Source organism: Plantibacter sp. VKM Ac-2880 (genome assembly GCF_015351235.1).
Taxonomy (GTDB): Bacteria; Actinomycetota; Actinomycetes; order Actinomycetales; family Microbacteriaceae; genus Plantibacter.
This window is the reverse complement of record NZ_JADKSJ010000002.1, coordinates 1035494-1056581: the sequence shown is the minus strand read 5'-3', so window position 1 is coordinate 1056581 and position 21088 is coordinate 1035494. Positions and strand designations below refer to the sequence as shown.

Annotated in this window: 19 protein-coding genes and 1 pseudogene; 9 read left to right on the top strand and 11 right to left on the bottom strand. The window is 70.0% G+C overall.

Going from position 1 to position 21088, the window contains the following annotated elements:
* Positions 1–12 precede the first annotated feature (12 nt).
* Entirely contained in the window at positions 13–840 is an 828-nt protein-coding gene (locus ITJ57_RS17035) for a dienelactone hydrolase family protein (protein ID WP_194671187.1), read from the bottom strand.
* A gap of 126 nt (positions 841–966) precedes the next feature.
* Between ITJ57_RS17035 and ITJ57_RS19520 the strand changes: the two are divergent.
* From ITJ57_RS19520 to ITJ57_RS17025, 3 genes and pseudogenes are all read left to right on the top strand, one after another.
* Positions 967–2517 (top strand): annotated as a pseudogene (locus ITJ57_RS19520) (lamin tail domain-containing protein); the annotation flags it as partial.
* 149 nt (positions 2518–2666) lie between these two features.
* The gene (locus tag ITJ57_RS19515) at positions 2667–4088 is read left to right on the top strand and encodes an esterase-like activity of phytase family protein (RefSeq protein ID WP_370582472.1); all 1422 of its coding nucleotides are present in this window, start codon (positions 2667–2669) and stop codon (positions 4086–4088) included.
* Between the two features lie 69 nt (positions 4089–4157).
* Positions 4158–4964 (top strand): TipAS antibiotic-recognition domain-containing protein, encoded by an 807-nt coding sequence (locus tag ITJ57_RS17025; protein WP_194671186.1) that lies wholly within the window; start codon positions 4158–4160, stop codon positions 4962–4964.
* A gap of 48 nt (positions 4965–5012) precedes the next feature.
* On the opposite strand, the gene ITJ57_RS17020 is transcribed toward ITJ57_RS17025, so the two are convergent.
* The 7 genes from ITJ57_RS17020 to ITJ57_RS16990 all read right to left on the bottom strand — a co-directional run bounded on the left by ITJ57_RS17020 (position 5013) and on the right by ITJ57_RS16990 (position 12983).
* Positions 5013–5906 carry a DUF2268 domain-containing protein gene (locus ITJ57_RS17020; RefSeq protein WP_194671185.1) on the bottom strand — a complete coding sequence of 298 codons (894 nt, stop codon included), beginning with the start codon at positions 5904–5906 and terminating at the stop codon, positions 5013–5015.
* A 252-nt stretch (positions 5907–6158) separates the two neighbouring features.
* On the bottom strand, positions 6159–7124 hold the full coding sequence (locus ITJ57_RS17015; RefSeq protein ID WP_194671184.1) for a BadF/BadG/BcrA/BcrD ATPase family protein: 966 nt from the start codon (positions 7122–7124) through the stop codon (positions 6159–6161).
* A 2-nt stretch (positions 7125–7126) separates the two neighbouring features.
* Positions 7127–8287, bottom strand: coding sequence for an SIS domain-containing protein (locus ITJ57_RS19885; RefSeq protein WP_194671183.1), 1161 nt, complete (start codon positions 8285–8287; stop codon positions 7127–7129).
* Positions 8288–8401: 114 nt separating this feature from the next.
* Entirely contained in the window at positions 8402–9298 is an 897-nt protein-coding gene (locus ITJ57_RS17005) for a carbohydrate ABC transporter permease (protein WP_194671182.1), read from the bottom strand.
* Complete coding sequence (locus ITJ57_RS17000) at positions 9298–10257, bottom strand: carbohydrate ABC transporter permease (protein ID WP_194671181.1); 960 nt, start codon at positions 10255–10257, stop codon at positions 9298–9300. The genes ITJ57_RS17005 and ITJ57_RS17000 overlap by 1 nt, the downstream gene beginning before the upstream one ends.
* Positions 10257–11612: an ABC transporter substrate-binding protein gene (locus ITJ57_RS16995; RefSeq protein ID WP_194671180.1), complete on the bottom strand. Its 1356-nt coding sequence runs from the start codon at positions 11610–11612 to the stop codon at positions 10257–10259. Before ITJ57_RS16995 ends, ITJ57_RS17000 begins: the two co-directional genes overlap by 1 nt.
* 54 nt (positions 11613–11666) lie before the next feature.
* Positions 11667–12983 (bottom strand): alpha-glucosidase/alpha-galactosidase, encoded by a 1317-nt coding sequence (locus ITJ57_RS16990; RefSeq protein WP_194671179.1) that lies wholly within the window; start codon positions 12981–12983, stop codon positions 11667–11669.
* Between the two features lie 119 nt (positions 12984–13102).
* Here ITJ57_RS16990 and ITJ57_RS16985 point away from each other — a divergent pair, with 119 nt between their 5' ends.
* The 5 genes from ITJ57_RS16985 to ITJ57_RS16965 all read left to right on the top strand — a co-directional run bounded on the left by ITJ57_RS16985 (position 13103) and on the right by ITJ57_RS16965 (position 17973).
* A complete protein-coding gene (locus tag ITJ57_RS16985) occupies positions 13103–13918 on the top strand; it encodes a DeoR/GlpR family DNA-binding transcription regulator (RefSeq protein WP_194671178.1) in 816 nt (271 codons plus the stop codon).
* Between the two features lie 61 nt (positions 13919–13979).
* The gene (locus tag ITJ57_RS16980; RefSeq protein ID WP_194671177.1) at positions 13980–14327 is read left to right on the top strand and encodes a GntR family transcriptional regulator; all 348 of its coding nucleotides are present in this window, start codon (positions 13980–13982) and stop codon (positions 14325–14327) included.
* Positions 14328–14403: 76 nt separating this feature from the next.
* A complete protein-coding gene (locus ITJ57_RS16975; protein ID WP_194671176.1) occupies positions 14404–15396 on the top strand; it encodes a hypothetical protein in 993 nt (330 codons plus the stop codon).
* A 58-nt stretch (positions 15397–15454) separates the two neighbouring features.
* Positions 15455–16504 carry an aldo/keto reductase gene (locus ITJ57_RS16970; protein WP_194671175.1) on the top strand — a complete coding sequence of 350 codons (1050 nt, stop codon included), beginning with the start codon at positions 15455–15457 and terminating at the stop codon, positions 16502–16504.
* Positions 16505–16509: 5 nt separating this feature from the next.
* Positions 16510–17973 (top strand): alpha-L-fucosidase, encoded by a 1464-nt coding sequence (locus ITJ57_RS16965; RefSeq protein ID WP_228507317.1) that lies wholly within the window; start codon positions 16510–16512, stop codon positions 17971–17973.
* 168 nt (positions 17974–18141) lie between these two features.
* Here the strand turns inward: ITJ57_RS16965 and ITJ57_RS16960 are convergent, their stop codons facing one another.
* The 3 genes from ITJ57_RS16960 to ITJ57_RS16950 all read right to left on the bottom strand — a co-directional run bounded on the left by ITJ57_RS16960 (position 18142) and on the right by ITJ57_RS16950 (position 20244).
* Complete coding sequence (locus ITJ57_RS16960) at positions 18142–18987, bottom strand: hypothetical protein (protein ID WP_194671174.1); 846 nt, start codon at positions 18985–18987, stop codon at positions 18142–18144.
* Entirely contained in the window at positions 18975–19544 is a 570-nt protein-coding gene (locus ITJ57_RS16955; RefSeq protein ID WP_194671173.1) for a hypothetical protein, read from the bottom strand. The genes ITJ57_RS16960 and ITJ57_RS16955 overlap by 13 nt, the downstream gene beginning before the upstream one ends.
* Positions 19545–19653: 109 nt before the next feature.
* A complete protein-coding gene (locus tag ITJ57_RS16950) occupies positions 19654–20244 on the bottom strand; it encodes a TetR/AcrR family transcriptional regulator (RefSeq protein ID WP_194671172.1) in 591 nt (196 codons plus the stop codon).
* 117 nt (positions 20245–20361) lie between these two features.
* Here ITJ57_RS16950 and ITJ57_RS16945 point away from each other — a divergent pair, with 117 nt between their 5' ends.
* Positions 20362–21063, top strand: a complete 702-nt coding sequence (locus tag ITJ57_RS16945; RefSeq protein ID WP_194671171.1) for a TetR/AcrR family transcriptional regulator — start codon at positions 20362–20364, stop codon at positions 21061–21063.
* Positions 21064–21088: the final 25 nt, after the last annotated feature.

Sequence of the window (21088 nt, the reverse complement as noted above, 5' to 3'; positions counted from 1 at the left end):
CGTCGGGGAAGGTCAGCCCGTCGAAGCCGGTGTCGCCAGGCGCTCGCGGAGGAAGGCGACCACGCGCTTGCGGGCCTCGAACGCGGGATGACCGTCGCGCTCGCGGACCTCACCGGTGAGCACCGAGTGTGCGGTCTTCGCGAAGCCGCCCGGGTTGCCCGGTGAGGAGTCGAGCTCGATGACCTCGAACGCGTCGCCGAGCTTCGCCGCGATGGTCGCGAATCGCTCCCGCGGCACCGCTTTGTCCTCGCTGAACCGCAGCCCGAGCGCGCAGACCGATCCCTGCGCTGCGCGGGCAGCGACCGCATCGAACTCGGCTGCGGACATGCCGGGATCGATCCGACGCGCACGACTGACGGGGAACGGCGTCGACGGTTGGCTCATCACCGAGGCGAGCACGTGCTCGTCGACCGCAGCCGCGAGCGCGAAGCCGCCCGAGAAGCACATGCCGATGACGCCGACACCGGGTCCTGGTGTGCGGGCGGCGAGGTCGGCGGACAGGGCGCGAACGTGGTCGGCGACGGGCCGGTGCGCGCCGGTCGCGAACGCCTTGAACTCGGCGGACACGCACACCTTCGACACGCTGGCGAGCGTGTACCCGAGGGTGCCCTCGCGCCCCGGTGTCCCGAACGGCGACGGGATCGAGACGGTGAACCCCTCCTGGACGAGGTGCTCCGCCAGCCCGAGGACCTCGGGCGTCAGCCCCGGAAGCTCGGGGATGAGGACGACACCCGGCCCCGAGCCTTGCTCGAAGCGGTCGTGCGTGACGCCACCGCCGGTGAACGGGGTCCGCACCCAGCCGGTGAGTTCGCCGGTCGGAGCGTGGTCGAGGTCGGTCATGGGCTGAGCGTAAGCCCGGGGCCGCGCCCGAACTGCCGGATCCTGGCACGTGTCGCCTGGGAAGCCACCCGCCGTTCACCTTCCGGTCACCGTCGCTCCTCCATCCGGCAACCCCACGCCGATGGGATGGGTGCAGATCCCCGTCCCTTCGTGCCCTGGAGACCCATGCCCCGCCTCAACCGCGTGTTGACGATGACCGCCGCGTGCGCCATCGGTGCAACCGCCCTCATCGCGACGCCCGCCGTCGCCACCGCCGCCCCAGCGCCGGGGCTCCAGATCAACGAGGTCGAGTCCTCCGGGGGCGTCCCCGGCGACTGGATCGAGTTCACCAACACCGCCGCCACCGCGATCACGCTCGACGGCTGGGTCGTGAAGGACAACAAGGACGACAGCAACTACGCGTTCCCGGCCGGCACCGTCGTCGAGCCCGGCGCGTTCCTCGTCGTCGAGGAGGAGCAGCTCGGGTTCGGCCTCGGCAAGGAGGACTCGGTCCGCCTGTTCGACCCCACCGCGGCGCTCGCCGACGAGTACTCGTGGACCGGCCACGCCGTGAACACCTACGGCGTCACCGCCGACCGCACCGGCTGGGCCGAGACCACCGAGTCGACGAAGGGCGCCGCGAACGTCTTCACGGCACCCGAGGTCCCCGAGACGCCTGGCGAGATCCGCATCAACGAGGTCGACTCACAGCCGGCCGACTGGGTCGAGTTCTTCAACCCGGGCACCGAGGCGCTGGACATCTCCGGCTATGAGATCCGCGACAATTCCGACGACCACCGCTGGCAGTTCCTGCCCGGCACGTCGATCGCCGCGGGCGAGTTCCTCGTCGTCGAGGAGTCGACCATCGGCCTCGTCGGCGGCGTGGAAGCGGCCTTCCGCGACCCGATCGGCATCGGCAGCGCCGACGAGATCCGCCTCTTCGACGACGCCGGCACACTCATCGACCGCTCCGGCACCTGGAGCGGCCACCCGGTGATCGGCGGCGATTCGCTCGCAGCGACCCTCGCCCGCTGCCCCGACGGCGAAGGCCCGTTCGTGCTCGCCAACATCACCAAGGGTGCGGTGAACGACTGCGTGCTCCCGAACCTCGCCATCAACGAGATCGAGTCGAACGGCGACGCCACCGACTGGGTCGAGGTCGTCAACCTCGAGCCGACCGCGGTCGACCTCTCCGGCTGGACCCTCATGGACGACGACCCGGTGGGCCACGCCGACCAGACGACCCCGCTGCCCGCCGGCACGATCCTCGAGCCGGGCGCCTACTTCGTCTTCGACCAGAACGTGGACTTCGTCTTCGGGCTCGGCAACGGCGACACCGTCACGGTGCGCAACGCGGCCGGCACGACCGTCGCGCAGCACGCCTACGCCGCTCACGCCGAGGGTGTCCTCGCCCGCTGCCCTGACGGCACCGGTGAGTTCGCCGACGCCGCCATCTCCACCAAGGGGCTCCGCAACGCGTGCGGCAACCCGGTGCGCATCAACGAGGTCGAGTCCGACGGCGGATCGCCCGACGACTGGATCGAACTCGTCAACCCGACCGCCACCACGCTCGACGTCTCCGGCATCGTCGTGAAGGACGACGACGACACCCACGCCTACGCGATCCCCGCGGGCACCACGATCGCGGCCGGCGGCTACCTCGTCATCGAGCGTGCGGCCCTCGGCTTCGGTCTCGGCGGCGGTGACACGGTCCGCCTCTTCGAGGGCGACGCACTGCTCGACTCCACCACCTGGGGCGAGGGACACCCGGCCACCACCTGGGGTCGCTGCCCCGATGCCACCGGTGCCTTCGCCGCGACCAGCGAGTCGACCAGGGCGCCGCCAACGTGTGCGCCGGCGAGATCCCCGTCGGCCCGTGGCCCGGCTCGCCCGACGTCACCGTGCTCGACACGACGCCGACGTTCCTCGAGGACAGCTCGGGCCTCGACACCCAGGTCACCGCCGACGGCGCGTTCCTCTGGGCTGTCGACAACGGCACCGGCACGTTCTGGAAGCTCGCCATCGCCGCTGACGGTTCCGTCTCGTTCGTCGACGGTTGGGAGAACGGCAAGCGCGCACGCTTCCAGAAGGACGCGTCGAACCCCGCTGCGGCCGGCCCCGACACCGAGGGCATCACGGTCGACGGCACCGGTTCCGTCTATGTCGGCGTGGAGCGCGACAACAGCGTGAAGGGCACGACGCTGAACGCCGTGCTCAAGGTCGACCCGAACGCGCCCGGACCGGACGTCGTCGCGTCCGAGGAGTGGGACCTCACGGCCCTGCTGCCGACGGTCGGCGCGAACCTCGGTGTCGAAGCGGTCGAGTGGGTGGCCGACGGTGACCTCGTCGGCAAGCTCTTCGACGACAACACGAAGGCGACGTACGACCCGGCCGACTATGCGGGTCACGGTGACGGGCTGTTCTTCGTCGGCGTCGAGGACACCGGCGACGTGTACGCGTTCGCGCTGAACGCCGACGGCTCCGCCACGTTGGTCTCGACGATCGACCCGGGCCTCCCGGCGGTCATGGCGCTCGACTACGACACGACCCTCGGCGTGCTGTGGGCCGTGTGCGACGACGGTTGCGCCGGTACCGGTGCGCAGATCACCTTGAACGGGACCGAGCAGCCCGGCATCGCCCAGGTTGCCCGCCCCGCAGGCCTGCCTGACCTCAACAACGAGGGCTTCGCGACCGCGCCGGCCTCGCTGTCGGTCGACGGGAAGCGTCCCGTGTACTGGTTCGCCGACGGCTTCGCTTCCGAGGCTCTGCGTCTCGGGTCGCTGCCCGGCACGATCACGCCCGTGACGCCGCCGACCGGTGGAGTCACACCGCTGCCAGGGACGAGCCTCACCGAGGCCAACCGCGGTGCGATCACGCTGGCCGACACCGTGCGGCGTGGCGAGACCGTCACGGTCGGGCTCGAGGACCGGTTCGCGGCCACGGCCGTCGAGGTGTGGCTGTACTCGACGCCTGCGCGCATCGCCGCAGGCACGACGAACTCCGCCGGTGACCTGCTGGCGACGATCCCGGCCGACGCGACGCTGGGTGACCACCGCGTCGCGGTCTACGCAGCCGACGGCTCGCTCATCGGGTGGACCGAGGTGCGCGTCGTGGCAGCCGACGGGACGATCGTCGACGGTGCGGCTGCTGGCGGGTCGCTCGCCAGGACCGGCACGGAGCTGCCCATCGGAACGATCGGCACGGGCGTGCTCCTGCTCCTGCTCGGTGGCGTCCTCGTCGCGATGCGGACGCGTCGCCGAGCGGCCTGATCCTCCGCAACACCTGACGGCCCCGGGAGCGCACCAGCGCGCCCGGGGCAGGAGTGCGATGCTGGGGCGATGGATGAACGGGGAGCGACCGAAGGCGGCATGACGGTCGGCAGGGTGGCGGCCGAGATCGGGGTCAGTGTCCGGACCCTCCACCACTGGGACGAGCTCGGCGTCGCGCGGCCCTCCGGCAGGACGAGCAGCGGCTACCGCTCCTACCTGCCCGTCGACGTCGCTCGACTCCGACGCGTCCTCCTGCTGCGCGACCTCGGCGTCCCGCTGGCCCGGATCCCCACGCTCCTCACCGCGCCGGCCGCGGAACGTCGCGCCGAACTCACGCAGCGGCGCCGCGAACTCGCCGACACGATCGCCCGGCTCGAAGACGTCGCCCGTTCCGTCGACCGCCTGCTCGAAGCGGACGAGGTCGGTGTGCTCGTCCCGGAGGACCAGCACCGCGACGTCTTCGGTGACGACTGGAACCCGACGATGGCGGAGTCCGCGCGCGCCCGCTGGGGCGACTCCGCGCAGTGGGCCGAGTACGCCGAGCGGTCAGCTGAGCGCACGCCGGAGGACTGGAGCGCGGTCGTCGGCCCGCTCCGGGACCTCGTCGACGAACTCGCCGAGGCCAAGCGGGCCGGGATCGTCGTCGGATCCGAGGGGGCGAACGCCCTGGCCGAACGGCATCGGGCGGCCCTCAGCGAGTACTTCCACTGCACGCCGGCCATGCACGTGATCACCGGTCGCCTCGCGCTGACGGAGCCCGGCATGGCCGACACCTACGACCGGGTCGAGCCCGGCCTCGCCGCTTGGCTCTCGACCCTCATCGACGCGAACGCACGCACCCACGGCGTGGATCCGGAGACCGCCGTCTGGGAGTGACCGCAGGCCAGCGCGGCCGGCGCGGACGGCGCGGCCAGCTCTGCCAGTTCAGCCGGCTCGGCCCAGTTCGCGCAGCGCGACCTCGATGATCGTCGCGCTCGGAACGTGCAGCGCCTCGGCCGCGGTCGTCCCGGTCGCCGACAGGTAGGCGTCCACCAGGCGGTTCCCGACCGCGTATCCGGCGCCCATCGGCAGCCCGACCGGCTCTCCTCCGAACCGCAGGGCGGCCTCGTCGCCGTGCACCCACGAGACGAAGTGCTGCATCCCTCCGACGTCGAGCCCCTCGACCACCCGACCGAACACGGCGTCGTCCTCGAGGTGCGCGACACCGATCGGCGTGTAGCCGGACACGTCGTGCAGCTGCCGGGCGAACGCGTCCGCCAGTCCCTCCGAGACCACCTGCTCGCCGACCACGACGGTCGCCGGATTCCAGACGACCCCACCCGGTGCGTATCGCAGGTTGTGGTGGAGCTCGTGGACGGCCGCCGCCTCCAGCCGGTTGAGGTTCTCCTCCGTCGGCCAGAGGATGAGCGAGATGAACCCCGTCGCACTGCCGTTGCCGATGAACCCGCGGATGGCGTCCATGAAGTACTCGTCGTCGGGGTCGCCGAGGACGAGCAGGACGGTGATGTCGGGCACCACCAGGTCGGGGACCGCGTCGAGCTGCACCGCGAGCGCCTCATCGAGGGCCCGCTCGATCCGCGCCCAGGCGTGTGCGGCGACGAGGCGGTCGAGGCCGTCGACGACACGTTCGCGGCTCCGATCGATCGGGAACCCGGATCCCATCGTGTGCATGGCGAGCAGGTCGACCTCGCCGGGGAAGTACCGGTACATGTCGGCGACGGGCTCGAGCATGTCGCGGAGTCGCGCGGGTCGTTCGGCTTCCGGTGCGTCGAGGACCGAACGCATGCCGCGGGCGGTGTCGAGGATCGTGATCGTCATGGTGTCGACGCTAAAGCCTCACGTCGCGTGAGGGTCAAGTGCCTCCGACCGGGGAGCTGCCAACGCGGTGCTGGGACGCGAGTGCGCCCCTCCGACATGGCCGCTACGCGCCGGGCACGAGCGCTGCGCACTCGGCGTGACCGCGCCCCGTGCGCATGAGCGCGACCCTCCGGAGACCCGCGCTCACGCGTCAGACCCGCGCTCACGTCAGCGCACCGCGCTGGCCCAAGCACCAGCCGGACAGGGAGAGGACTACCGGGAGCGCAGGGCCTCGAGGGCGGCGGGGGAGAGCGGTGCGCTGGCTCGCTTCGCCGCATACAGGGCTGCGCCGACCGCCGGACCGAACAGCGGGGTCCGGAGGTCGTAGCGGGCGGGCAGCGCCGCGACCGCCCGTTCGAAACCCGTCCGCACGGGCTCGGCGGAGAACACTCCGCCCGAGTACGACACCGGGACGACCTCGTCCTCGCCGAAGCCGAGCTCCACTCGGGTCGCCTCGACGATCTCCGCCAGCTCCTCGCTCGCATCGGCCAGGATGCCCGCGGCGACATCGTCACCCTGCTCCGCCGCAGCGACGACCGTCTTCGCGAGGTCCGCGATGCGGCCGCGCTGTCCCTTCCACCGGTTCATGACGACGTCGATCACGTCGAGATCACTCGTGATCCCGACCCGCGCCCGCACCAGCTCGACGAGCGGCCCTCGAGGCAGCCGGCCATCGCTCATCCGCGTGAAGGCGTTCAGCCCGCGCACCGCGATCCAGTACGCCGACCCCTCGTCGCCGAACAGCTCGCTCCACCCGCCGACGCGATGCCCGCGGCCCCGGCGCTCGCCGTACGTCATCGAGCCCGTGCCACTGATCACGTTGATGCCGTCGACGGCGCCCAGTGAGCCCGCCCAGCCGCACACCATGTCGTTGTCGCACGAGTACCGGCCGTGGCCGAGCACCTCGCCGGGGATCGCGTTCAGCCGATCGACGTCGGAACTGACCTCGCCGTACCCGGGCAAGCCGAAGAAGGCCTGATCGATGTCGGACACCTCGACATCCGCTGATGACGTGACCGCCGCGATGCCCTGGGAGAGGATCCTGCCGACGAGCTCGATGCCCTCGTCGAAGTAGTAGCAACTGGCCGTCTGCGCTTCGGCGACGATGCGCCCGTCGTCGTCGAGCAGGACGAACGCGGTCTTCGAGCCACCGCCGTCCACGCCGAGGAAGAGCGACACCCCTACCGCTCCTCGGAGGTGGCACCCGCTGCGTCGGTGGCCACCGGGTGGATCCGGACGCCCTGCACGACGCGGTTCACCGTGCCGCTCGGGAACGGGTTGTCGGGCGTCGCGCCGAGCTGGAGCGAGTACGACAGCCCGAGCAGCTGCGCCACGAGCACGTAGCCGGCGGCGAGCTGCGCGTCGTCGAGACCGGCGAGTTCGGGCAGCACCCAGTCGGAGGTCGTGGCGCCCTCGACCGGCTCGGAGGAGATCGCGATGACGCGCTCCGGCGTCAGCGTCGCGCGCAGCTCGGCGACGATGTCGAGGTCGTAGCGCCGGGTGTACGGATCGGAGGACAGGTAGACGACGACCAGCGTGCTGTCGTCGACGACCGCCTTCGGGCCGTGACGGAAGCCGAGCGCCGAGTCGTAGTAGGTGACGATGCGTCCGGCGGTCAGCTCGAGCAGCTTGAGCGCCGACTCACGGGCCAGCCCGGTGAGCGGGCCGCTACCGATGTAGACGACACGATCGCACCCCTCGTTGGCGAGTGCCCGGATGTCCACCTCGCGCTGGTCGAGGATCGTCGTCGCGCCGGCCGCGATCGCCTGCACGGCGGCCACGTCGGCGCCGCCGAGGATGAGCAGCACCGAGAGCAGCATGGAGCTGAAGCTCGACGTCATCGCGAAGCCCTCGTCGTTGGAGCGCCGGGGCATGAGGACGGTGAGCGACGACGCGCGGTCGTTGTGGCGTCGGTACAGCTCGCCGTTCTCGTCGCAGGTGATCACCAGGTGGTGGACCTCGGCGAGCGACTGGTCCGCGAGCTCGGTCGCAGCAACGCTCTCCGGGCTGTTGCCCGAACGCGCGAAGGACACGAGGAGCAGGGGGACGTCCTCCGCGAACGCCTCCCGCGGGTTGGAGACGATGTCGGTGGTCGCGACCGCGTCGATCCGTCGACGAAGCGTCCGGGTGAGGGCCGGCGCCGCGATCTCGCCGATGAAGGCCGAGGTCCCCGCGCCGGTCAGGACGATGCGCAGCTCGGGCCGCGCGAGGAGCGGCGCGAGGAACGCGTCGATCTCGTCGTGACGGGCGGCGATCCCCGTCGACGCCTCCAGCCACACGTCGGGCTGCTGGGTGATCTCGCGGACGGTGGCTTCCGAACCGACGATGGTGGTGATGGACACGGGTGGCTCCTGGGATGGGTCGAAGTGGTGGGGAGGTTGCGGTGGGGCTGCGATGGCCGTGCCCGAGCTGCAGGCGCGGCGATGGACGTGATCCTGCCACGCCGGGATGGGCGACTACCCCTTGAGGCCCGAGAAGGTCATGGTCGCGACGAACTGCTTCTGAGCGACCATGAAGAACAGGATGAGCGGCAGCGTGGCGACGACGTTCCCGGCCATGAGCAGCGCCCAGTCGGTGCGCCGCGCGCCTTGGAAGTTCGTGATGCCGAGCTGCAGGGTGAAGACCTGGTCGTTGTTGATCGCGATGAGCGGCCACACGAGGTCGTTCCACGAACCCAGCAGGGTGAAGATCGCGAGGGTCGCCAGAGCCGGTTTCGCGAGCGGCAGGATCACCCGGAAGAACACCTGCAAGCGGGTGCAGCCGTCGATGAGGGCGGCCTCCTCGAGCTCCGCCGGCAGCGAGAGGAAGAACTGCCGCATGAGGAAGATGCCGAACGCGGACGCGAGCCACGGCACGATCGCCGCACCGAGGCTGTCGATGAGTCCGAGCCGCGAGAACAGGATGTAGGTCGGGATCATCAGCAGCTGCGTGGGGATCATGATCGTGGCGACGATCATCAGGAAGCCCATCGTCTTCCCGCGGAACTTCAACCGGGCGAAGCCATAGCCTGCGAGCGAGCAGAGCACGAGGTGGGAGGCGACGGCGACGGCCGACACGATGACCGTGTTGCCGAGCCACAGCAGGATGCCCGACTCCGTGAACAGCTTCGCGAAGCCGTCGAAGGTGATGTGCGACGGGAGGATCCGCGGCGGGAAGGTGTTGATCTCCGACTCCGGCGTCACCGAGGTGATGAACATCTGCACGAACGGGATCGCGAAGATGATCGCGATCGGCGCGAGCACGAGGTGCCAGAGGCTGAAGCGCCGACGGGTGCGACGTTCGGCGGGCGGTGCGGTGACCGAGGGCTTGCCGGTGGTGGCATCGCCACGCGGTGGGGTGGTCAGGACGGTCATCAGAATGCCTCCACATTGGACCGGCGGGAGTACAGGACGACACCGATCGTGGCGACGAGGGTCACCGCGAACAGGCCGTAGGCCACGGCGGAGCCGTACCCGAACTGCAACTGCTTGAACGCCGCGTCCCACAGGTAGAACACGATCGTCTGGGTGGCGCCGAGTGGGCCGCCCCTGGTGGTGGTGTACACGAGGTCGAACAGCTGGATCGCCTGGATGAACTGCCAGATCGCGACGAACACGGTGACCGGCCCGAGCTGCGGGAAGGTGATGCGCCAGAACGACTGCCAGGCGTTCGCCCCGTCGATCCGGGCGGCTTCGAGGAGCTCGGAGGGGATGTCCTGGAGTGCCGCCAGGTAGATGACGGTGGTGAACGCCGCCTGCCCCCAGAGCGACATGATCGTGATGACGACCATCGCCTGCCCCTGGTCCTCGAGCCAGCCCTGCGCCGGCAGCCCGAGGAACCGGAACACGGTGTTGAGGAGGCCGAACTGCGGGTTGAACAGGTAGGTGGTGAGGATGCCGGTGGCCGCGGCCGAGGCGACGAAGGGGACGAAGATCGCCGTCCGGTAGACGCCGATGAAGCGGATCCGGCGGTTGAGCGCGACGGCGAGGAAGAGTCCGAGGCCGAGCGAGGCCGGGACGAACAGGAGCGTGTAGACGACGGTGTGCACGACGGCCGCCTGCAGCTCGTCGTTGCCGATCATGCTGGCGTAGTTCTCGAGGCCGACCTGCTCCGGCTCACTGAAGCCGTCCCACTTCTGGAGCGACAGGAAGAACGCCCAGATCGCGGGGAAGATCGACAGACCGAGCACGATGAGCATGGCCGGGGCGACGAAGCCCCAGCCGGTGAGGTTGTCGCGGAGGCGTCGCCGGCCGGGCCGGGGCGCGGCGGGCGTGTGTCCACCCCGCTCCGGCTTCGCCGTGCGCTTCGTGTCGCGTTCCGCGGTGGTCGACATCAGTCGTCCGCCAGCGCGGCGTCCGCGGCCTTGGCGGCATCCTCCAACGCCTGCTTCGGCTCACCCTGCCCCTGCAGGACCGCGGAGATCGCCTTGCCGATCGCCTCGGAGAGTCCGACGTAGCCCGGGACGGTGGGCCGGGCCTGCTTGGCGTTCACGCCGTTCTCGGCCATCACGTCGAGGCCCGGCAGCTTGTCCACCTGCGCCTGGAACTCGGGGGTGTCGATCTCGCTCGACCGCAGCGGCAGGTTGCCGTAGGCGACGTTCCACTTGAGGTCCTGCTCGGAGTCCGTGAGCCACTTCGTGAACTCGTACGCCCAGTACTCGCGGTTCTTGTCCTTGTGGTCGAACAGGGCCCACACGTCCGGACCGGAGACCGTCTGGTGGTCGCCGTCGGTGCCCGGCAGGACCGTGACGCCGTACTTCGTGCCCTTCGTCTGCAGGGTGGAGAGCTGCCACGGGCCGGAGGTGATCATGCCGATTCGGTCGCTGGCGAACAGGTCGCCGAACTTCGTGTCGGTCTGGTCGAGGTAGACGCTCTTGTCCTCGACCGCCATGTCGCGGAGGAAGGTGAGGGCGTCGACGCCGGCGTCGGAGGCGAACTCGGCGGTCTTGTCGTCATCGGAGATGATCGAGCCGCCGTTCTGCCAGAGGTGCGGCCAGAACTGCCAGGTCGTCTCCTCGCTGCCCGAGACGGAGTACGCGTAGCCGTAGGTGTTCGTCGCCGGGTCGGTCAGCTGCTTCGACGCTTCGCGGAAGTCGTCCCAGGTCCAGTCGGCCGTCGGGTAGGCGACACCGGCGGCGTCGAACACCGTCGTGTTGTACAGCAGCGAGATGTTGTCGACGACCGCCGGGAACCCGATGGTCTTCTCGCCCGTCGGCTGCACGGTCTGGCGTGCGGCCTCGGAGAACTCGTCCCACTTGACGTCGGGCTCCGCCACCTGGTCGGTGATGTCGAGGGTGCGACCGGAGGCCTCGAGGCGGCTCGCCCACGAACCGAACGCGTAGGACACGTCCGGGTAGTTGCCGCCGGCGAAGCTCGCGGAGAGCTTCTGCAGGAGGTCCTCCGTCGACGGCGCACCGGAGGACACGTCGATGGTCACGTTCGGGTGCAGCTCCTCGAACTCGTCGACGAGACCGGTGAGGATCTGCTGGGCGGCGTCGGCCTGTCCCGTCCAGAACGTGAGCTTGACCTTCGCCTCCTTGTCGAGGGTCGTCGCACCGGAGGAGCCGCCGGCGCAGCCGGAGAGCGCGAGGGCTCCTGCGGCGACGATGGCGGTCGCCGTGATGAGGCGGCGTGCTCGGCGGGCGTGACGCGAGGCTGGGACGTGGATCGTGGAACGGGGTGGGAACATCGGTGGTCGTCTCCTGTGTCGATCGTTCGGGAACGGTGCGGGTCGGCGGTGCGGTCAGATGCGGTCGGCGGGGATGATCTCCCGCAGCGGCTCCGGCAGGAGGTCACCGTGTGCGGCGACGAGGTCGTTGCACAGCTCCCAGATCTGCTCGGGCGTGAGGGTCGAGGAGGCGTTCGGGTCCATGAGCACCGCCTGACGGATGAGCGTCGGGTTGCCGGTGCGGGCGGCCTCGATCGTGAGTTCGGCGACCGAGACGTAGGGGCGGTTGAGCGCGGCGCACTGCACGGGCAGCGCGCCCATCGCCTGCGGAGCGATCCCGTTCGCGTCGACCTGCACGGGCACCTCGACGACCGCGCCCTGCGGCAGGTTGTCGATGAGGCCGCGATTGACGACGTTGCCGTGGATGAGGCGCGGGGTGTCCGTGACGAGGGAGTGGATGAGCTGCGGGGCGTACTCGCTGGCCTCCTCCTCGAGCGTCAGCGGGGTGCCGGACGCGAGTGCCGCCTTCGTCGCCTCGAACTCTGCGACGTTCTCCTCGCTGATGCCCAGGTACTCGAGCGGCTGGAGTCGGTAGCGTTCGATCTGCTCGGGGGAGCGGAGGAACCACGACAGGTACTCGGAGGAGTGCTCGCTCGTCTCCGTCGGGTAGAAGCCGATGCGTCGGAACATCTCGACGCGCACGCGACGGCTGAGCTCGGGGTCGTTGCGGATGCGCTCACGCAGCAGCGGGTACAGGTCGCGGCCGTCGTGCGTCCACTCGAGCAGCCAGGACTGGTGGTTGACGCCGGCGGCGCGGTACGTCGTGCCCTCGATCGGGACCCCGACGAGTTCGCAGAGGTCGTTCACCGTCCAGAAGACGCTGTGGCAGAGGCCGATCGCGCTGATGTCGGGGGCGACGACCGACGCCCACCAGATGTTCATCGCCATCGGGTTCGTGTAGTTGAGCAGGTGGGCGTCGGGGCAGATCTCCCGCATGTCCGCGGTCAGCGCCGAGAGCAGGGGGAAGGTGCGGAGGGCTCGGAAGACGCCGCCGACGCCGGTGGTGTCGCCGATGGTCTGCAGGAGACCGCGCGCGGCGGGGATCTCGAGGTCGGAGTAGGTGGCAGCGATCCCGCCGACCTGGACCATGTTGATCACGAAGTCGGCACCGGCGAGTGCCCGGCGGCGGTCCGATTCGGCGGTGATCGTGGCGCGACCGGCGAGACGCTCGTCCACCTGACGGGCGGTGCCCTCCGCCACGGCGAGACGTTCCGCGTTGATGTCGTGCAGCACGATCTCGAGCCCTGCGAGCTCGCGGTACCGCAGCAGGTCGGCGATGAGCTGGCGGGTGAAGACGACGCTGCCTGCTCCGATGAAAGTCACTCGTGTCATGGAGCGATCATCGACTACAGTGATCGAACCGAGCAAGAAGTTGATCGGATTTTGCCTGAAGTGATCACTTTCGCTGAGCGTCGGGGTGCGCCGGGCGACGGGACGACGGAGGAGTAGCCATGCAGGGACCCACCGCGGCGGAGTTGTCGCAGCGTGCGCCGTCGGGGAAGCGCAGTCAGCGGATGCGCGACATCCTCGCGCAGCTGGCCGCCGCCGACGCGGTGGTCTCGATCGACGAGCTGACGACCCGGCTGGCCGTCTCCGCTCCGACGATCCGACGCGACCTCGCCGACCTCGACGACCTCGGTCTCGTGCTCCGCACCCACGGAGGCGCCCGGGCGATCGACGCACGCGACGAGGTGCCGGTCCGGTTCCGCGACACCCAGTTCCGGGATGCGAAGCGTCGTATCGCCCGTCGGGTCGCCGACATGATCCCCGCCGGCCCCTACGCCATCGCCTTGAGTGGCGGGACGACGACGGCGGCCGTCGCCAAGGAGCTCAGCAACCGTTCCGAGCTCACGATCGTGACGAACTCGCTCACGACGGCGACGGAGATCGCGTCGAGGCCGAACCTGCAGGTCATCATGACGGGCGGTCTGGTGCGCTCCTCGTCGTTCGAGGCCGTCGGGGCGCTCGCCGAGAACACCTTCAGTGCGATCAACGTGGGGACCGCGATCCTCGGGACCGACGGCATCAGTGCGTCCGGCGGGGCGACGACCCACGACGAACGTGAGGCGCGGACGAACCTCGCGATGGTGACGCACGCGCAACGGGTGATCGTCGTCGCCGACGGCTCGAAGGTCGGGCGCGTCACGCTCGCGCGCATGGCGGACCTCGGGCAGATCCACGATCTCGTGACGGATGCCTCGGCCGATCCTGCCGAACTCGAGCGGCTGGCCGCGGCCGACATCGCGGTGCACGTCGTCGCCCTCTGACGTCCTCCAAGCCGACAGGTGTCACTGGCAAGGAGTGCATTGTTCTAGTAGCATTGCAAACATGTTGTTCCGCATCGATCCGACCTCGACGACCTCCCTCGCCGAGCAGATCGCGGTGCAGGTGCGGTCGGGGATCGCCTCGGGCGACCTCTCTCCGGGGGAGCGCCTGCCGCCCGCCCGCGACCTCGCCCGGGCGCTGCAGATCAACATGCACACGGTCCTCCGCGCCTATGGGGAGCTCCGCGACGCCGGACTCATCGGGATGCGACAGGGGCGAGGCGCTTGGGTGCGGGAGGACGCCGTCCCCGGCCTCGTGCGGGTCGAGGAGCTCGTCACCCAACTGGTCGCCGAGGCCCGCAAGCTCGGGATCTCGCCCCAGGACCTCAACCGGATGATCGAACGCACCTGACCGGTCCATCCACCACGCGACACCGACCGTCCGCGCAGCAGCATCGCCGATCACCGCAGTAGCTCAGGGGGAGCACATGCACGACACCACCACACCGCCACCGGCAGCACCAGCTCGCGGACGCACCGCTCTGGCCGCCCTCGCCATGGCTGTCCCTGCGATCGCGATCGCCATCACCCGGCTCGTCTGGGGCGATGCGCTCCCGGTCGACGTCGCCTCGCATTGGTCGGGCACCGGGGCACCGGACGACTCCCAGCCCGCCGCGGGTGTCTTCGTCGTGACGTTGATCATCGCGTCCGTCGCCGCGATCGCAGCCATCATCCTGCTCGCCCTACCGCGGCCCGCCAGGCGGACCAAGCGCATGATCGTCCTGATCCTCGGCATCGCCGCGGGATCGGCCGCCGCCGTCTGGGTCATCCCGACATGGCTCACCATCCAGGCGGGATCGGTCGACGGTGCCGTCCTCGGCTGGTGGATCGTCCCGCTCGCCGCATGCTCGCTCTGGGGAGTCATCCCCGCGGCGATCCTGCCGGCCCAGCCGCTACTCGCCGGTGCAACTGCACGACCGGCGCCGATGGACCTCGGGGAGACCGAGGTCGGCGCCTGGAGTCGGAGCGTCACGGCCCTCTTGTTCCTGTGGCTCACCCTCGCCCTCGTCGCGATCGGTGCCGTCGCGTACACGCCGATCCTGCTGGGTGGCGAGTCGGGTGTCGCGACGCTCGGTCTGTCGATCCTCACCCTCGCGACCCTCCTCTGCGCCTCGTTCATCCGTCTGCGCGTCAGCGTCGACTGGCGCGGCCTCCGTGTCGTCTCGCTCTTCGGCATCCCGATGAAGCGCATCCCGCTCGACCAGGTCGACGTCGTCGAGGCGACCGACATCCGCCCGATGGACTGGGGTGGCTGGGGATACCGGATCATGCCCGGCCGCTCGGCCGTCGTGTTGCGCTCCGGTCCCGGCCTCGTGGTCACGACCGCCTCCGGCAAGCAGTTCGCGATCACGATCGACGACCCCGAGGAACCGGCCGCGCTCCTGCAGGCGCTCGTGGCCCGCGCCGCAGCCCGCGTCTGAGATTGCCGCGCATGACGATCGGGGCCTCGCGGCGACGGTGAGCCAATACGGTGAGTCCATGAGCGAAGCACCCCTGACGACCGCACCGTCGACGACCGCCCTGCCCACCACGACCATCGGGACGGGCGGTGACGCCGCCGAGGTCGGCGCCATCGGCTACGGCGCGATGTCGATCGCAGGCACCTACGGCGCGATCGCCGAAGCCGACGTCACCGCGGTCCTCGACGCGACCCTGGCGGGCGGGGCGAACCTCATCGACACCGCGAACGTCTACGGCGACGGCCGGAGCGAGGAACTCCTCGGCCGATACCTGGCCGGGCGTCGCGACGAGGTGTTCCTCGCGTCGAAGGTCGGCATCGTGACCGGTGGCGGCATCGGCAAGCGGGGTGTCCGCGGCGATCGCGCCCACCTCCACGAGCAGATCGACCGCTCGCTCGCCCGACTCGGCACCGACCACCTCGACCTCTACTACCAGCACCGGGTCGACCCGAACATCCCCATCGAGGAGACCGTGGGGGCGCTCGCCGAACTCGTGACCGCCGGCAAGGTGCTCCGCATCGGCCTGTCGGAGGCGACCGGTGACGAACTCCGCCGTGCCCACGCCGTGCACCCGATCGCTGCGATCCAGTCGGAGTGGAGCATCGTGAGCCGCGATATCGAGACCTACGTGGTGCCGACGGCCGCCGAGTTGGGCGTCACGGTCGTCGCGTTCTCGCCGCTGTCGCGCGGGCTGTTCACGGAGGACTTCACCGCCGAGACCGTGCCGCTCGGTGGGACGCGCGCCAACTTCCCGCGGTTCCAGCCGGAGCACCTCGCGGCGAACCTCGAACTTGCCGCCCGGTTCCGGACCCTCGCCCACCGCTTGGGGACGACCGCCGAGGCGCTCGCGCTCGCGTGGGTGCACGACCGCGGGCAGCAGCTCGGCGCCCGCGTCGTCTCCATCCCCGGTACCCGCAGCGTCGCCCATCTGCGGGCGAACCTCGCCGCCTTCGACGTCGAACTGACCGACGAGATCCGTGCCGAGATCGACACCTACGCCGAGCAGGTGAGTGGCCCGCGTTCCGCCGATCCGAACTGGGTGTCGGGCGGTCGCGAAGGACTCCTCTGAGCGACATGTCGACCTCGTCACGCCCAATGGATGCCGCCGCCACCGCACGCCTGGCGGAGGCGGTCGCCGTCGTCCCGTCGCCGCGGCAGCTCGCCTGGCAGCGCCTCGAGGTGTACGGCTTCATCCACTTCGGCGTGAACACGATGACCGACCGCGAGTGGGGTGACGGCACCGAATCGCCCGCCGTGTTCGATCCGTCCAGCGTCGATGCCGAGCAGTGGGTCGCCGCGGCGAAGAGCGCCGGCATGCGCGGGCTCATCCTCACGTGCAAGCACCACGACGGATTCGCGCTGTGGCCGACCGCCGTGAGCGACCACTCCGTCGCGTCGAGCCCGTGGCGCGACGGTGGAGGCGACCTCGTGGCCGAGGTCGCGGACGCGTGTCGCGCGGCAGGGTTGGCGTTCGGCGTCTACCTGTCGCCCTGGGACCGCGCCGAGCCGAGCTACGGCTCGGGCGAGGCCTATGACGACTTCTTCGTCGCCCAGCTCACCGAACTTCTCACCGGCTACGGCGAGTTGTTCTCGGTCTGGTTCGACGGCGCCAACGGCGAGGGGCCGAACGGCAAGAAGCAGCTGTACGACTGGGACCGCTACTACGCCGTCGTCCGCGAACTCCAGCCGAACGCCGCGATCAGCGTGTGCGGGCCGGACGTGCGCTGGTGCGGGAACGAGGCCGGCTCCACCCGAGCGGACGAGTGGAGTGTGGTGCCGGCGTCGTTGCGTGATGCGGAACGCACCGCCGACCGCTCGCAGCAGGTCGACGACGGGCTCTTCTCGCGGGCGGTGCAGTCCGACGAGGAGGATCTCGGGAGTCGCGCCGCGATCCTCGCGACCACGGAGCCGCTCGTCTGGTACCCGGCCGAGGTCAACACTTCGATCCGTCCGGGCTGGTTCCACCACCCTGTGGAGGACGGCATGGTCCGTTCGGCCGAGGAGCTGTTCGACATCTACGAGCGCAGCGTCGGCGGGAACGCGACGTTCCTGCTCAACCTGCCACCGACCCGCGACGGCCTGATCGCGGAGCCCGACCTCGAGAGCCTCGCCGGTCTCGGCCGACTGATCGACGACCTGGAGCGGCTCGACGTCGCGGGCTCCGCGTTGCTCACGATGTCGAGTGCTCCGGTGCCGGCCGCCTCGATCACGGGGACCGGGTCGCAGCTGGACGCGGTGTCGTGGCATCCGGCCGACGACGACACGCTGCCGACCCTGCGGTTCCGTTGGGATCGACCGCAGCTCGTGTCCGGAGTGAGCGTGCGGGAGGCGATCGCGCACGGCCAGGTGGTCGAGGGGGTCGAGGTCTCGGTGCGGGGCTCCGACGGGGTGCCGCGGGTGCTCGCTTCGGCGGCGACCGTGGGCGCCCAGCGGATCCTCCGGTTCGACGCAGTCGAGACGACCGAGTTGCGCGTCACGATCACCGCATCTCGTGCGCAGCCGCGCATCGCGCGGGTCTCGGTCTTCACCCACTCCTGACGGTCTTCCTCCGGAGGTCTGCGTCAGCGTGGAGTGTCGGCGCGGCGCGCTGGTGCGAGCGCGGTGCTGCGGGCACGGGGGCGTGCCCCGGCGACGTGAGCACGGGCCTCCGGAGAGGTGCGCTCACGCCGCCGGGGGCACGCTCACGGCGGTGATCGGGTGCCGGATTCAGCAGCCGACGGTCGGCTTACCGGGTCGGCAGGGCTTGTCGACGCCGACGGTCGAGTTCCTGACGATCTGGATGGGGTGCGGGGTGTCCGTCGGGATGGTCAGGGTTCCGATGACGGGGAGCCAGCCGCTGTCGCCGACGCGGTACTCGGCGGCGTACTCGACCTCCACCGTGATCGTCTTGGCGCCGACGGTCGTGTAGCGGTGACTGGTCGGGGTCTTGGAGAACTCGGGGAGCCCGAGGGACGCCCAGCTCCCGCCTCCGGTACGACTGGTGACGGTGGTTCCGTCGCCGTAGTCGAAGGTGAAGCCCACGGGGATGAAGTTCACCTCCGCCGTCTGACCGAGCAAGGTGCCCGATCGGGTGTGGCCGGACGCACCGGCGATCACGTTCGTGTGCAGCCCGCGCACACCCCAGCCGCCCGGTTCGGTGGTGACGGTCGGGGCGGCGGGTGCGAAGCTGACGAGCTCCCGGATGGTGACCGGTTGTGCGACCGGCGTCGGCTCGAAGCCGGGGATCAGCTCGCCCGGGGTGAAGGTGTAGCAGTCGTCGGGACGCACGAGACTGCACACGGTGCGCTCGCCGTTGGGCCCGTCGGTGACGCCGGGCGGAAGCTCGACCGAACCGCCGCCGCTGTCGCCACCACTAGAGCCGCCGGCACCGCCCCCACCGGACCCGGGCCGCTCGACACTGCCACCGATGTCGATCGAGCCGCTCCCGATACAAGCACCTTCCAGTTGGCCCTCCGATCCGCAGGAGGAGGCGATCGCCACGTTCGCGGGTGCGAGCGTGAGTGCAACGACGAGGGCTGTTGCAGCTACGAAAGCGCACCTCAGATTTCGCATGTCTCTCCTTCGGCGACTGCAACGTGGTTGATGAGGACGAGTTCCGATTGATCCCTGCCACCCATGCCTATGTCGTAAGCCCAGGTTCGAGTCCGCGGGCGGTCAGGACGCACCGTCGAGTTGCCCGCCGCGTCGAGAACATCGACATTGCTGAGATCGATGCAGGACTTCGCCTTCGCAATGACGCCCAGGGCATCCGGGCCGGAGTACCACTCTGAAAGGTTCGTCGAGACGAGGGTCGGTGCTCCGACGACTGTCTTTCCTGCGGTGGCAAGTTCGACGAGACTTCCATGCTCGAAGTCGGCGAGCTCCTCCCCAACGATCAGGTCGATTCGTTGGACCTCCACGCCACCCTCCAGAAGGATCGTGTTCGAGATCCGCATGTATTCCTGGTACGTCTCCGTTACCGCGGCGAGGGCCTCCTCCTCGCTCGCGAAGACCGGAGGGGCGCTGCTCGGCGGCGGCGCGGGATCCGGGCCTGAGCACGCCGTCAGGGCGAGCAGGCCCGCCACGAGGGCGAAGGCGGAGTGGGTGCGAGGACGTGGAGTGACTGGCATCCCTCGACGCTAGGCGCGGCCGGAACCCGTCCCAGGGTTATCCACAGAGCAGATATGCCTACACCGACATATGTCTCGGGAGTGCCGGGAGGCATCGGCTCAAACCGGTCTAGCGACGCCCGAGCCACCAGGCGGGGGAGGCGGCGATGACGGTACGCGCGGCGGCATCGATGTCGTCCAGCTCGCCGGTGCGGAGCCACTCCTCGATCGCCGCGACCGTGCCCGCCCCGGCGTAGGCGACGAGCATGCGTGCATGTCGTTCGGGGTCGATGCCCTCCTCGCGCGGCGGAGCGATCTGCGGGTGACGGTCGAGGTGGTGACTGAGCGCCGCCTCGATCCGTGCGGTGAGCGCGTCGCGGAGGGGACCGACGAGCCGGGGCTGCATCGCGTTGCGGTAGATCGTCGCGTGCTCGGCGACGTGCCGCAGGAGGTCGCGCTCCGACTCGTCGAAGACGCTCAGTTCGGAGCCGCTCTTCGCCGGGAGGTCCGCATGTGCTCGGAGCGTGTCGTCCAGTTCCTCGCCGAGCACGTCGGCGAGCAGGTGGACGGGCGTCGGCGCGTGCCGGTAGAAGGTGTCGCGGGTGATGCCGGCTGCTCGAGCGACGTCGGCGACCGTCACCTGGTCGATGCGGCGCTCCGTCGCGAGCGTGTGGATCGCATCGCGGAGGGCACTGCGGGTGCGAGCCTGGCGGGGGTCCATCCGTTCACTCTAGTGAGCGACGCTGCGGGCTTCGTTGCGGGCTCGCTGCGGGCTCGTCGTGGGCTCGATCGGGTCGACTTGCACCCTGGAATAGAGAGTGCAATACTGCACTTCGTGATGCAGAGTGCAACTTCGACGAATCGGCTGTCCGAGCGGATGGCCGCGACCGCCACACGCCTGACGACGGTGTCTCGACGGCTCACTGCGGCCCAGGGCCTCAACGGCTTCACCATCGAGGAACTCTGCGAGGAGGTCGGCGTCTCCCGCCGCACCTTCTTCAACTACTTCCCGAGCAAGGAGGACGCGGTCCTCGGCATCGACGAGTCGGAGGAGAGCGAGCGGTTCGCCACCGAGTTCCTCGCCCTCGGTTCGCGAGGGTGGCGCGCCGTGCTCGACGACTTCATGCTCATGGCGGCCTCCCATGCGGAGCGGTCCGGGTTCGGCCTCGCCGAGCACGTCGACTTCCACGCCGCCCTCGAGCGCGAACCGAAGCTGTTGGTCCGCTTCATGGGCCTGAACCGCGAGCGCGAGCAGATGCTCGTCGAGCTCATCGCCCTGCGGGAAGGCGTTCCGACGGACGACCCGCGTGCCCGTGCCTGCGCCGATCTCTTCGGGATGGCGATCAAGACGACCATGGCGCGTGTCTTCGGCAGCGGCGTCCCCGACCTCGGCGAGGGCGGGGAGTTCGACATCGTCGGCTCCATCCGCGACTGCCTCGCGACGTATCGCGCCGTACTCGAGCCTGCCGAGGGCGACGGCGACACAGACACCCCCCAGAACCCCCACACCAACCCCACTCCCCGAAAGGACCTCCCGTGACCGCCGCCACCGCTGCGCCCACCGA